This is a genomic window from Flavobacterium channae (genome assembly GCF_021172165.1).
Taxonomy (GTDB): Bacteria; Bacteroidota; Bacteroidia; order Flavobacteriales; family Flavobacteriaceae; genus Flavobacterium; species Flavobacterium channae.
The window spans coordinates 1,879,499-1,892,885 of record NZ_CP089096.1 but is presented as its reverse complement, the minus strand read 5'-3'; the positions used below and the strand labels follow the sequence as shown (position 1 = coordinate 1,892,885).

The window sequence follows — 13,387 nt, the reverse complement described above, 5'->3', positions numbered from 1 at the left end:
TTTATGCTTTTTAATGATTTTATAAAATATATTCCAAAGATAGAAAAAGAAACCCTTCTTTCTACGGATGCGCATGCAAAAATGGCACCTTTAGAACGTATTTCTTATTTAAAAGAGGAAAATTATTTAGATAAAAATCCCAGAAAAGCAGCCGTTTTAATGCTTTTTTATCCTAAAAACGAAGTCACGCATTTGGCTTTGATAGTAAGAAACTCTTATCCAGGAGTTCACTCGTCTCAAATTGGATTCCCTGGCGGCAAAGTAGAAGAGTATGATGCCAATTTAGAAGAAACGGCTCTCAGGGAAACACACGAAGAAGTTGGGATTCATCCAGATAAAATACAAATTATTAAACCGTTTAGCGAGATTTATATTCCACCAAGTAATTTTTTAGTTGCGCCTTTTATGGGAATTTCCAATGAAGAATTGAATTTCATTCCAGATTTAGACGAAGTAAAAAGAGTTTTGGAATTTTCAATAGCAGATTTCTTAGATGATAAGACTATTACAAAAGTTAAAATGTCGACTTCGTATGCGACTGATATTGAAGTACCTGCATTTATGGTGGATAAATATGTGGTTTGGGGAGCTACTGCTATGATGATGAGCGAGTTAAAAGAAACCATAAAAAGTGTTTTAAATGGTTGCAAACTTTAACAAGTTTGAATTTATAGTTAATAAGTTGATTTTAAGTTTTTTTTCTTTCTAAAGTCACCTATTTTACTACTTTTGCGTTCTTGTTTTGTAAAAAAAATGAAAATTATGGGATTATTTAAAAGAAATCCTTTCGGACATATATTGTTTTTAAAAAAATGGTTAATTAGAATCGCTGGAACGTTAACACACAAGCGTTATAGAGGTTTTAATCGCTTGCATATTGATGGATCTGAAATCATAAGAAGTTTGCCAGATACCAATGTTTTATTTATTTCCAATCATCAAACGTATTTTGCAGATGTAGTTGCTATGTTTCATGTTTTCAATGCCGCACTTAAGGGTAGAGAAGATAATATCAAGAATGTTGGTTATTTGTGGAATCCGAAATTGAACTTGTATTACGTTGCAGCAAAAGAAACCATGCAAGAAGGTTTATTGCCTAGAATTTTAGCTTATGCGGGAGCTATCACTGTAGAAAGAACTTGGCGAGCAAAAGGAAAGGATGTAACAGAGAAAAAAGAAGTTAATCCAAACGATACAGAAAACATTAAAATTGCTTTAGAAGACGGTTGGGTTATTACTTTTCCTCAAGGAACCACTCGTTCTTTTAAACCTGTAAGAAAAGGAACAGCACATATTATTTTACAACATAGACCTATTGTAGTTCCAATTGTTATTGATGGTTTTAGACGTTCTTTTGATAGAAAAGGATTGTTTATTAAAAAGAAAGGAATTCTTCAAAGCATGGAAATTAAACCACCATTAGAAATTGATTATGATACGGAAACGGTGGAAAGTTTGGTGGAAAAAATCGAATTTGCTATAGAACAGCATCCTTCTTTATTAAAGGTAATTCCAGCAGAAGTGCTTGAGGAACAAGCCAAATTAGATATTGAAAGAAAATGGAGATATTAAATAAAAAAAAGAGGCAAGTGCCTCTTTTTTTATTTAACTGCTTCTACTTTGAAACCTTTTTTTCTAAGAAGTTTTATAACGCCTTCTTCGCCTGCTAAATGACCAGCGCCAACGCCAAAGAATGTTGGTTTTTGCATCATAACTTCAGTCATTTTAGAAATCCAATTTTTGTTACGATTATTTAGTAAAACATCTTGATTTTCAGAAGTAATTTTATTGTCTGAATTGTCCATCATTTTAAGCATGCCTTCGATGTCTTTGTTTTGATAGATTGCCATCATCTTTTGCATTTCTTCTTTATCTTTTGTTAAGTCACCTTTTGCTGTTTTAAGCAATTCTTCAGCTTGAGTTTGATACGGAATATTATCAAAAACTTTCATTTGGTCTTCAACGCTTTCTAAGCCAAAAACTTCCTCGTTTTGTTCTTTGGTAATTTTCATTAACTCTGTTTCAACAGATTGAAAAGAACAATCAATCATTTTTGGATAAAGCATAGTTGTAATGATGAAAGGTTTAAAACTATCAAACATTTTTGCCGACATGTTTATGTTTTTTTTCAAAAATTCGTCAACAATTTTAAAATCTTCAGCACTTAATAAAGTAGACAGTTTAACACCATCTTTCATCATCATGTGTTTCATCATTTGCATTTGCATCGATTTGTCATCCATATCAAGTTCTAAAAACAATTGTTCTGTTGCTTTTAGTGCTTTTAATGTGTTTTCATCTAATGTTGCATCACAAGTAATGTGAATGGTACCATATAAATAAGAATCTTGTTTTAATCCGTTACCTGAAATTTTCCACAATAAACTTTTTTCTAATTCTTGAGAAAATGATAAACCTGTTAATAAGGTTAAAAGTGAAATGAAAATTTTTTTCATTAGTAGTCAATTTTTTTAAGTTCGTCGTAATTTTTTTGAAGGCGTCTCATTAGAATTCCATATAAAACGCGGTAGAACAACCAAATAAGTCCAACAAAGACAGCAATAATAACAGCGTATATCATAAACATAATGCAATAGAAAATGTTTGTGTCTACATTTTGAGACATTTTTTCTACCATTTTAGTGATGTTTGGGTCGTACATGAACTGAAAAATAAAAACCAAAATGAAAGAAAAAACAGTCATGGCTAAATTGTACCAAACGTAATATTTAACTGTTTTTCTGGTTTTTAAAATACTATGCATCAATTGTTTTACTGTATCTGTAGCATTTATTGCTTTGTAGTTTTTGTAAAATAAATAGATGAAGAAGAATATTACGCCATAATTAATTACGGATATAATTGGCATTGCAGTATCTAAATGATACATTTTTAATGTTTTGAAATATTCTTCATCAGCAGTAAAAAGAGAAATGGATGTCCATAAAACAAGTTCAAGAACACTAATAACTGCAATCCACTTCACAATGGAAGAAGATCCTTTGTGTAGCATGCTGTAAATCTCTTTTTCACCTATTTGTTGGAACGAACTTTCTTGTTTTTTCCAATCTTTTTTTAATAAATCTAATTCATCCATAAGTTACGGATTTAATATTTTTTTTAATTTCCCTTTTACACGATTCATTTTTACTCGTGCATTAACCTCACTTATCCCTAACGTTTCTGAAATTTCCGTATAATCTTTATCTTCTAAATACAAGAAAACCAATGCTTTTTCAATGTCGTTTAATTCACTAATAGCACTATATAAAAGCTTTAGTTTTTCTTCTTCTTCAAAATTGTATTCGTCTTGAGTTACTTTATGAAAAGTACTGTCAAACTCAATCGTATCTAGCGATTTTTTCTTTTTTCGATATAATGTAATAGCGGTGTTTAACCCAACGCGGTAAGCCCAAGTAGTAAATTTAGAATCACCTCTAAAATTTGGGAATGCTTTCCATAATTGTATGGTAATTTCTTGGAACAAATCGTTATGCGAATCTGAATCAGTAGTATATAATCGACAAATTTTGTGGATTATATTCTGATTTTCTTTTAGTTGCTTAACAAAAAGTGCTTCCGATTCTGATTTCATATTGTATAAGTAGTTAAACAAATCAATTTGTTACAAGTTTAGTAAAAATCAATAACAGTTCTACAACAAATTCCAAAACCTCTTTTTACTCTTTTAAATGATTAAAATTTGTTGATTATTGGAATTGAACTTGAACTCGAAATTTCTTATCTTTGATACACTAGAAAAATAACAATGAACATACCTCGTAGTAGTTTCCCAAGAATCGTTATCATTGGTGGCGGTTTTGCCGGAATATCATTAGCAAAAAAACTTCGCAATAAAAAAGTACAAGTTGTATTATTAGATAAACACAATTATCACAATTTTCAACCTTTAATGTATCAAGTAGCAACTGGCGGTTTAGAACCCGATTCTATTGCTTATCCTATAAGGAAAATAGTCCAAGAATATAAAGATTTTTATTTTAGGTTGGCTGAAGTTCGTGAAATTGATGCCGAAAACAATACCATTTATGCTGATATTGGCCAATTGAAATACGATTATTTGGTAATTGCAACCGGTTCAAAAACCAATTATTTTGGCAATAAAGAAATTGAGCGAAATAGTATGGCTATGAAAACCATTCCTCAATCGTTAAACATTCGTAGTTTAATATTAGAGAATTTTGAACAAGCTTTATTGACGAATGATATTGACGAACGTCATAGTTTAATGAATTTTGTGATTGTAGGTGCCGGACCAACAGGAGTGGAGCTTGCAGGTGCTTTAGCAGAAATGAAAAAAGCCATTTTGCCAAAAGATTATCCAGATTTAGATGTTCGAAAAATGGAAATTAACGTTATTCAGAGCGGTGATAGAGTTTTAGATGCAATGAGTGAAAATGCTTCAGAAAAAGCAGAAAAATTCCTTTTAAATCTTGGTGTTAGTGTTTGGAAAAATGTTCGTGTTACCGGTTACGATGGAAAAACGGTTACTACAAATTCCGATTTAACTTTTGATGCCGCTACTGTTATTTGGACAGCTGGTGTACAAGGAGCAATGCCTCACGGATTAAAATCAGATAGTTTTATTGCTCGTGTTAATCGAATAAAAGTTAATTCATACAATCAAGTTGAAGGTTATAACAACATTTTTGCAATAGGCGATATTGCAGTAATGATGACAGAAGAATATCCTCAAGGACATCCTATGATGGCGCAGCCTGCTATGCAACAAGGACGATTATTGGCTGAAAATTTAATCAAAATCATCAATAAAAAAGAGCCAAAAGCTTTTGAGTACAAAGACAAAGGCTCAATGGCGACCATTGGAAGAAATAAAGCCGTTGTCGATTTACCAAAATTCAAATTTAGTGGTGTTTTTGCTTGGTTTGTTTGGATGTTTGTGCACTTGTTTTCTTTAATCGGATTTAAGAGTAAAGCAGTTGTGTTCTTAAACTGGGTGTATAATTATATTCGTTTCGATAGGGAAGCGCGTTTGATTATGCGTCCGTATAAAAAGAGAAATCAAGTAAGTTTTACGAGTGATGAAGTATAGTTTAGTGTTCAATCACAGTCACAGTGTTCAGTGGTTTATTAATATTTAATTTTTGATATGAAAAATATTATTTTATTATTTATTATTTCATTTTTTGTAGGTTGTACTGAAAAAGAGGAAACTCAAGAAGAAATACTTAATCGAGAAATAAAATCACTTTTTAAATTTGAAGATAATGATGGAGAAGTAATTTTGATTTCAAAACCAGCCGAAATTTATGAACATTGTTTAGAGGGTTTGAAAAATGATACTTTAAATTTTAATAGTTTTGAAATTCAACAAATTTTAGGACAAATTAAAAAGCCTGTTATATCTGATTGGTCTGTTTTTAATTTTGAAAATGTAAAAATTTTAGATCATAAGGTTTGGGTTGACATTTTTAAAGGAAATTTAGAAAATGGTTGGAAAGTTTTTCAAAAAAAATATGGAAGTCGTTACTTAGCGATTTCGTCTCCTATCTTTTTAAAAAATTATAGTTATTGTTTAGTTTTTTCACACTCACATTGCGGAAGTAATTGTGGAGGAGGAAGTTTTATTTTATATAAAAGGATCAATGGTAAATGGGAAATAAGTAAGCAGTATTGTAACTTTATGAGTTAAATTAAATTTTCTCATACCCAATCGCCAATCCCACAAACTTACTATAACCTTCCATGCCATCTTTTTGTTGGTTGGCTTTTAGGAAATTATCGTAGAAATATTCAAAAAAAGTATTGATAGGTGTTTGATATTGCTTCCAAAAGATTTTGTTTTCTTCAAAGTTTTTCAAAACTCCTTTGTTGATTTTTGCTACATAAGGTTCTGAACTTCCTTCTTTGATATTTTCTAGATTATTCAACGCATAGCGCAGTGCAAAACTGTATGCCGAATATTGAAAATATAAATCGTCGTTTTTAGCAGCAGTTACAAAACCAATAAAGTTGCATTCACTTTCGCTACCAATTCCCGTTTGATGCGCCATTTCGTGACAAGTCGTTAACGGTGAAGTATATTTTGGTTTTAAATGATTCACTTGCGCTTCATTGGTAAACGGATTCAAATAACCACCAAATCCCATATAACTCAATGGATAACTCCATAATGACGATTTAATGCTTTTTACTTCGTAACGGAATTCTTTTAAATCGTTTGGGAGTTTTTCATAACCTTTCAAGGCTAAATCATAGATTTTTTCTTCGGTATACGGAATTACAACGGCTAATGAATCGTTTTTCGCAATTTTTAGTTGCAATTCGTTGGTTTTAATAATCATTTTTTCAGTAAAAGCTTGTAATTGCTCTACCGAATATTCTTTTTCAATTTGTAATTTTTGGTGTAACGGAATTCGGTAATAGTTCATTCCCCAAAGAACATGAAAGAAAAAATAAAACACAGAAACCCAACTCAATATCGCCAATCCGTTATTTTTCCATTCTTTAAAAAAGCCAATATGGTGTTTCCAAATCCATCTTATCAAAAATAGGATAAGAATAAAATAAACAACATCACCAAATGAGAAAGGTAACCAACCTAAGGCTTTTCTAGATATGAAAGCCAATTTTGGATAAAAACCTCTGCTGTACCAGTTTTCTACAACATCAGGAAACAAACCAATAGTTTTTACAACTATGATTTGCACAATTAAAAAGATGGGTAAAAAATGCTTTCTCTTCACGGAATTTATTAAAACGTAAATATAATCACAAATCAATTTGTAAAGCAATTAAACTTTGTAACTTTGTTGTTCAAATAAAAAACCGCAAACAAATATAATGAGTCAAGAAATTAGAAATCTAGAGCCAAAACCGCTTTGGAATAAATTTGCCGATTTAAACGCAGTTCCGCGTCCGTCTAAAAAAGAAGATCGTGTAATTGAATTCATGAAAAACTTTGGAAAAAGTTTAGGATTGGAAACGTTTGAAGATGAAATTAGAAATGTAATCATTCGCAAACCAGCAACACCAGGAATGGAAAATCGTAAAACAGTTGTTTTACAGGGACATTTAGATATGGTGCATCAAAAAAATAACGATACAAATTTTGATTTCGACACACAAGGAATCGATATGTATGTAGATGGTGACTGGGTTCGTGCAAAAGGAACAACACTTGGAGCCGATAATGGGTTAGGAGTTGCTATGATTATGGCAATTTTAGAATCTACAACCATACAACATCCTACTATTGAAGCTTTGTTTACGATTGATGAAGAAACTGGAATGACAGGTGCTTTAAACTTAAAAGGAGGTGTTTTACAAGGTGAAATCTTGTTGAACATGGATACAGAAGAAGACGATGAAATTGATATCGGTTGTGCTGGTGGAGTAGATGTAACGGCAACAAGAAGCTATAATGAAGAAGAAACTCCAGAAGGTTCTGTAGGATATACCATTACCGTAAAAGGTTTACAAGGAGGTCACTCTGGAATGGATATTCACAAAGGATTAGGAAATGCAAACAAAATTATGAACCGTTTATTATTTGACGGATTTGAAAATTTTGGATTGCAAATTGCTGAAATTTCAGGTGGAAGTTTACGTAATGCTATTCCTCGTGAAAGTGTTGCTAAAATAATTATTGCAGCTATTTATGACGAAGCTTTTGTTTTTGATATGCAAGAAGTTATCAATGAAATTAAAGCAGAATTCAAAACAATGGAGCCAAATTTAACAATCGAAATTGTTAAGAATGATACAGTTCCTGCGAAAGTAATGGATTTAGGTGTTCAAGAAGGTTTGTTACGAGCAATTTATGCTGCACACAATGGTGTTTATAGAATGTCGGCAGATATGGCTGATTTGGTTGAAACATCAAATAACATTGCAAGAGTTATTGTAAAAGAAGGCGAAATTTCGATTCAGAATTTAACGCGTTCTTCTGTAGAAAGTTCAAAATTTGATTTAGCAAATGCTTTGCGTTCGGCTTACGAATTGTTTGGTTGCGAAGTTGAATTTTCGGGAAGTTACCCAGGTTGGACACCAAATGTAAATTCGGAAATCTTAGATGTATTAACTTCTATTTACGAAAAACAAAACGGCGAGAAACCAAAAGTAGTAGCGTGTCATGCTGGATTAGAATGTGGGATTTTAGGAACTAATTATCCAAATATGGACATGATTTCTTTCGGTCCAACAATTCACGGAGCACACAGCCCCGATGAAAGAGCATCGATTAAATCATCTCAGAAATTCTGGAATTTTGTAATTGAAATTTTAGATAATATTCCGGTTAAGAAATAAGAGAATAGAACATAGAATAAAGATAAAATCCCGAGTTAGATCGGGATTTTTTATTTCTATTGTTCTGAAATTTCTTTTAATTTATCCAATGCTATCGGATAAGTATTATTGAAGTAGTCCAAATATTCGTCAACGCTATCCATTTCTACAGTTACAGTAGTAATACCGTTGTTTTCTTGAAAGCTGTAATTTTCGTGTCCACCAGCCCATTTTTCAACTTGTTCGCCTGTAGTTATTTCAGTATCACCATCTAAAAAGCCATAATGGCGAATGGAAACAAATTCAGCAGGTTGGTGTGCCACAATTTCCGAAATCATGCCGCCTTTTTTACCGTTTTCATCTGTTCCTACAAAAAGGATTTTACTTCCATTGTCCCAACTGCCTTCGTAAGTAGAAGTAGGGTTGAAAGCTGCTGTCCAATATTCGTAAGAAGCTTTGTTTTTTAAGCCAAGCATCGTTTCGTACACTTTTTGTGCCGAAGCGTTTATTTCTTTTTTAAACTGTATTTTTTTCATTGGTTGAGAGTTAGTTATTGTTATTTATAATATATAACTATAGTGATTTTTAATATATTTCAAATATAAGAAAATAGATAGTGTTTTACTAAAATAAAAAAGGCTCACATTCGTGAACCTTTCTATAATTAACTCAGTATAAATAAAACTAAAATTGGGAAAACTATACCCGCGAGAGCAAGTTTCCATCCTCGGCGTTTAAAAGTGTGTTTGCCATGAGTAACCATTAATGTTCCTGTGATGGCTATAAGTATTAATGAAATTCCAAAAATGTCAGAGTAATAAATCCACCAGTTGGATGTGTTTTTGTGTAACTTCATAGTTTGGCTAATGAAAGGCGTTTTGTTGAAAGCTACAATTTCACCTTTTCCACTTTTCATATCGATTTCTACATCGTGTTTTTCAAATGAAATTTTGAATGTTCCTTTTTTAACATTATGTCTACGCATTTTATCTTCGATACCCAATTGTTTTCCAAGGTTTTCAGCGTATTCTTCAGTGATGTCTTTTTCTTCTGGAAGTTGTACCTGAATGTTTTTTGTTTCAACAGTGTATTTTTCAGGATGCCAATTTTCTCTGTGATTCATTAAAATACCAGAAAAAGCAAATGAAATGATTAATCCTACATAGAAATAGCCGAAATCGCGGTGAATATCTCTAACTAATTTTTGTTGTTTCATGAGTTTAAGAACTAAATAAAATTAAAATTTATATTTCAAAGAAGTCATAATTTGTCTTGGTGCAATTGGATTAATACTGTAATTCTCATGCATTGTATAATTTAACTCGTTTGTAATATTTGATAATTTGCAAAGTAATGAAAATTCTCTCCAACTATATCCTAAAGAAACGTCAATTGTTGTATAACCGTTTACTGGAATTTCTCTATCCCAAACGTTGTTAGGATAAGCTGGGTTTACTTGGTTGTTCCATCCTCCAAGACGATCTCCAATGTAGTTTCCAATAGCTCCCACAGATAGGTTCTTTAAAACACCTGATTGTACTGTATAAAAGAAACTTAAGTTAGCTGTGTTTTGTGGTGTTCTTACTAAACGATCTCCTTCGATAAAACTTCCTGTTGCTCCTGTTGTTTTTGTATAACGCATATCGTTATAGCTATACCCTGCAATAATGTTTAAACCGTCAATTGGTCTGTACGTTACATCTAACTCAACACCTTTACTTGTAGTTTCACCGCTTAAAGCTTTCACATTTGTGTTGGTATTGATATTACCATTTGCATCAAATTCGGCAGTTTGAGCCAAGTTGCTGTTTACAATTTGGTATACCGTTACGTTAGTAGTTAATTGTCCTTTGAAGAATTCGTTTTTAATACCTCCTTCAATTTGGTCAATAATAGATGGTTTAATTGCATTGTTGTAAATATCAACACCTGTATTTGGTGTAAATGAATTTGAATAACTAGAGAATAAAGTAATAGTTTTTGTAGGTTGGTATATTAAACCCACTTTTGGAGAAAAAGCTCTGTCATTACGAATAGTTCCTTCTGTTTCTGTACCACCAGCATGTGTTACAGGTTTTGCTTCTTGGTATGAGTAACGAACTCCTAATAGTGCTTTGAATTTTTCGCTAAAAGAAATTAAATCTTGAGCATAAACTCCCAAACGAGTAGTTTCTGTTTTTACAATTCTGGTAACTTCAGATGGCATAATTGGTCCGTCTAATGACGAATTGTATAAGTTTGGGTCAAAAATATTAACACTATCATAAGTGGTAACAGTATTACCAGTTGCAGGATCATAGAATCTAAATGTGTAAGCGTCAGCATACGAAACTTCAGTATCGATTCCAGTAAATAATTGGTGTTTAATTTTACCAGTATTAAAGTTACCTTGTAAACTTATTTGATTAGCTAAAATTTTCTCAACTGCTTTTTGTCTTCCGTAAGGACGATTCCAATCGCCATTGGCAGCTGGTTGAATACGTTCTGTTCCAATAGATTCTCTGTTGTAATCTTGGAAAGAAGAATTGAAATTCAATTTCCAATTTGAGTTAAATTCGTGATTCACTAAAACTGAAGCTGTTGCTTGTTTTGTATTTCCGTTTGACCATTTTGCTCCTAAGTAAGCGTTTCTTGGTACATCAGCAATTTCTTTTCCTATGGAACCAGTACCAAAATCAGGTGTCCAATCGTCACTTAAGTAATCTCCTTGTACTGTAATTTCTGTTTTATCAGTAACTTTAAATAAGAAAGAAGGATTTACATAGTAACGATTTTTAGTTACATAATCTCTAAAGCTTTCAGAATTTTCATAAGAACCATTAAAACGGTAAGCAATAGATTTATTAAAAGTACCATAAATATCAGCTGATGGTTTGTAGAAATTATAACTTCCTACTTGCATCGTAATTTCGCCACCAGTTCTAAAATCTGGAGTTTTTGTTACCATATTCATAATTCCACCTGGAGCAACATTTCCGTATAATAAAGCAGAACTCCCTTTTAAAATTTCTACTTTGTCTAAAGAAGATACTTCAGGAATAGAACCACCATTAAAACGGAATCCATTTTTAAACATATTGTTTGCAGACATATCGTAACCTCTTGACCAAAATGATTCTTGAGCGCCACCACGAGCTGAACCAACATATACGCCATTTGCATTTTTAACTACATCGCTTAATCGAATAGATTGTTGTTGTTGGATAACTTCGCTATTGATTACTTGAATAGCTTGTGGTAAATCTTTTTCTTTAATTCCAGCTCTGTTAACAGAAGATTTTCCTTTGTCATTTTTAACTTCGATTACTACTTCTTTTAATGTTTTTACAGAATCATTTAATGTGAAATAGTTTTCGCTAACGTCGTTTAAGTTTTCTTGAGATACTGCCTGTAGTGACGACAGTAATACTATGGCTTTAAAAATGTTTTTAGACATCTTATTTAGATTTAATTAAAATAATGACGCAAAAGTAATGTCTAAAATTGAATTCACAAAGTTTATTTAGATTTATTTTAAATAAATTTTATAACGAATTGAATTTCAAAATGAATCATAAAAAAAAGAATCACCGAAGTGATTCTAATAGTTGTTAATTCCAATTGATATTGTTTTTGAAATCGTAGTAGGTTAGCGATTCTTCACTTTCATTGGTATTCATGAGAAATAATAATTCATTTAATTCAAACCGATTGATGAGAATGATGAGGTTGTTTTGTAAAGTAGGAATGGGAATCTTCTTTTGATAAATAGAATGTTTGTATTCTTTTTCCCAATAATCAACATCAATTTGCTTTAGATATCTTTTAAAAGCATCTAGTTCTTCTTTTGTAAGACTAAAATTCAAATTGTTGAATGTCAATTGATAATTGCCGCATCCTTTCAACAGAACAAGCATCCCGTTTTGAGTTTGTTTTAAAATAGAATAATTACAACACATGATTTACTTTTTATTTCGTTTTCCCCACCAAATTAAAAAACCAGTAACAGGTAATGAAGCACAAACCAAACTCACTACAAAAGCAATAATTTTTGTCCAAATGCCAAAAATGGCTCCAATATGTGTGTCGTAGTTTGCGGCTACGGCTTTTTCACCTAAATTTTTATCTTTATGAGAATGTTGGTGTAATAATTCCCCTGAATTTTCATCAAAAATTAAACTGTGATTTACATGATACGAATAGGAGAGTTGTTTTACAAAAACATCATAGTTAGGATGTTCGTGATCATCTAAATGCTCGTAACCAAAATCCAAACTGTATTGAAAAGCATCTGGATATAGCTCTTCTACTTTTTTACCTATTTTGTCCAAAGTATGCTCGTTTCTCATTTCAATTGGAGCTTTTGTTTTGATATGTGAAAAATCGGGATAAGTTGTACTTCCTCCAGAAAATACGACATATAAAATTGCCTGAATAAAGTAGAAAGCATAAAAAAGTCCAGTAAAAGCAACTACAAAAGCTACAGAAGCAACATAGAAACCCAAAATATTGTGTAAATCATAATTTTTGCGTTTCCAACTTTTTACGTTTTTCCAATTGAATGAAAAGCGTTGTTTTCTTGCGTTTTTGTTTTTTGGCCACCATAAAATAATTCCAGAAACCAGCATGAAAAGAAAAATTAATGTTGGAATTCCGCATACATACGTTCCCCATTCCGTTTTTAGCATAAAACTGTAGTGAATAGATTTTATGATGTTAAAAAAATCAGCAGTTTCATCATAAACGCCTTTTATTTCTCCTGTAAACGGATTTATGTAAACCGATTTGTAAATGACGTATTCTTCGAAAAAGTTCCATCCTTCCGGATTTCTTTCGTAATAATAAAAAATATAACTTCTACTTTTATCTATAGGAATGGTTGCCCAATGAATCTGGTATTTTTCATTGGTGAAAGCATCTACTTTTTGTTCTAGAACTTTTAAAGGAAGTGGCTTTTTTGTTGCTATATCCGATTCGTTATGATATATGGCATCTTTTCTAAGATAATTTGTAATCTCTTCTTGAAAAACATAAATTGCTCCTGTAATCGAGATTATAAAAACAATCAAGCCCGTTGATAGTCCTAACCAGAGATGTAATTTTCGAATTCCTTTTTTGAAACCTAATTTTTTCATGT

The 13,387-nt window shown here is 31.6% G+C and carries 14 protein-coding genes; 5 read left to right on the top strand and 9 right to left on the bottom strand.

The annotated features are described in order from the left end of the window. Window positions 1–3: 3 nt before the first annotated feature. Both LOS89_RS08760 and LOS89_RS08755 read left to right on the top strand, forming a co-directional pair. Window positions 4–657, top strand: coding sequence for an NUDIX hydrolase (locus LOS89_RS08760; RefSeq protein ID WP_231834904.1), 654 nt, complete (start codon window positions 4–6; stop codon window positions 655–657). 105 nt (window positions 658–762) lie between these two features. Then, entirely contained in the window at window positions 763–1,572 is an 810-nt protein-coding gene (locus LOS89_RS08755) for a lysophospholipid acyltransferase family protein (RefSeq protein ID WP_231834903.1), read from the top strand. 29 nt (window positions 1,573–1,601) lie between these two features. Here LOS89_RS08755 and LOS89_RS08750 read toward each other — a convergent pair whose 3' ends face one another. Genes LOS89_RS08750 through LOS89_RS08740 form a run of 3 tightly spaced genes read right to left on the bottom strand, consistent with a single transcriptional unit; the run spans window position 1,602 to window position 3,595 of the window. Continuing rightward, window positions 1,602–2,456 carry a TraB/GumN family protein gene (locus LOS89_RS08750; RefSeq protein WP_231834902.1) on the bottom strand — a complete coding sequence of 285 codons (855 nt, stop codon included), beginning with the start codon at window positions 2,454–2,456 and terminating at the stop codon, window positions 1,602–1,604. Then, the gene (locus LOS89_RS08745) at window positions 2,456–3,097 is read right to left on the bottom strand and encodes a DUF8845 family protein (RefSeq protein WP_231834901.1); all 642 of its coding nucleotides are present in this window, start codon (window positions 3,095–3,097) and stop codon (window positions 2,456–2,458) included. The genes LOS89_RS08750 and LOS89_RS08745 overlap by 1 nt, the downstream gene beginning before the upstream one ends. Before the next feature lie 3 nt (window positions 3,098–3,100). Beyond that, the gene (locus tag LOS89_RS08740; RefSeq protein WP_231834900.1) at window positions 3,101–3,595 is read right to left on the bottom strand and encodes an RNA polymerase sigma factor; all 495 of its coding nucleotides are present in this window, start codon (window positions 3,593–3,595) and stop codon (window positions 3,101–3,103) included. Between the two features lie 174 nt (window positions 3,596–3,769). On the opposite strand from LOS89_RS08740, the gene LOS89_RS08735 reads away from it, so the two are divergent. Beyond that, window positions 3,770–5,074, top strand: coding sequence for an NAD(P)/FAD-dependent oxidoreductase (locus LOS89_RS08735; RefSeq protein ID WP_231834899.1), 1,305 nt, complete (start codon window positions 3,770–3,772; stop codon window positions 5,072–5,074). A 57-nt stretch (window positions 5,075–5,131) separates the two neighbouring features. Continuing rightward, entirely contained in the window at window positions 5,132–5,674 is a 543-nt protein-coding gene (locus LOS89_RS08730; protein WP_231834898.1) for a hypothetical protein, read from the top strand. A gap of 1 nt (window position 5,675) precedes the next feature. Here LOS89_RS08730 and LOS89_RS08725 read toward each other — a convergent pair whose 3' ends face one another. Beyond that, the gene (locus tag LOS89_RS08725; protein ID WP_231834897.1) at window positions 5,676–6,692 is read right to left on the bottom strand and encodes a DUF3810 domain-containing protein; all 1,017 of its coding nucleotides are present in this window, start codon (window positions 6,690–6,692) and stop codon (window positions 5,676–5,678) included. Between the two features lie 133 nt (window positions 6,693–6,825). Between LOS89_RS08725 and LOS89_RS08720 the strand changes: the two genes are divergently transcribed. Further along, the gene (locus LOS89_RS08720; RefSeq protein ID WP_231834896.1) at window positions 6,826–8,292 is read left to right on the top strand and encodes an aminoacyl-histidine dipeptidase; all 1,467 of its coding nucleotides are present in this window, start codon (window positions 6,826–6,828) and stop codon (window positions 8,290–8,292) included. 56 nt (window positions 8,293–8,348) lie between these two features. Here LOS89_RS08720 and LOS89_RS08715 read toward each other — a convergent pair whose 3' ends face one another. The 5 genes from LOS89_RS08715 to LOS89_RS08695 form a co-directional block, all read right to left on the bottom strand. Next, a complete protein-coding gene (locus tag LOS89_RS08715; protein ID WP_231834895.1) occupies window positions 8,349–8,807 on the bottom strand; it encodes an SRPBCC family protein in 459 nt (152 codons plus the stop codon). A gap of 128 nt (window positions 8,808–8,935) precedes the next feature. Beyond that, window positions 8,936–9,487: a PepSY-associated TM helix domain-containing protein gene (locus tag LOS89_RS08710; protein WP_231834894.1), complete on the bottom strand. Its 552-nt coding sequence runs from the start codon at window positions 9,485–9,487 to the stop codon at window positions 8,936–8,938. Window positions 9,488–9,508: 21 nt separating this feature from the next. Further along, a complete protein-coding gene (locus LOS89_RS08705) occupies window positions 9,509–11,707 on the bottom strand; it encodes a TonB-dependent siderophore receptor (RefSeq protein WP_231834893.1) in 2,199 nt (732 codons plus the stop codon). A 154-nt stretch (window positions 11,708–11,861) separates the two neighbouring features. Beyond that, the gene (locus tag LOS89_RS08700) at window positions 11,862–12,209 is read right to left on the bottom strand and encodes a DUF6686 family protein (protein ID WP_309508542.1); all 348 of its coding nucleotides are present in this window, start codon (window positions 12,207–12,209) and stop codon (window positions 11,862–11,864) included. Between the two features lie 3 nt (window positions 12,210–12,212). Then, a complete protein-coding gene (locus LOS89_RS08695) occupies window positions 12,213–13,385 on the bottom strand; it encodes a PepSY-associated TM helix domain-containing protein (RefSeq protein WP_231834891.1) in 1,173 nt (390 codons plus the stop codon). Between the last annotated feature and the right edge of the window lie 2 nt (window positions 13,386–13,387).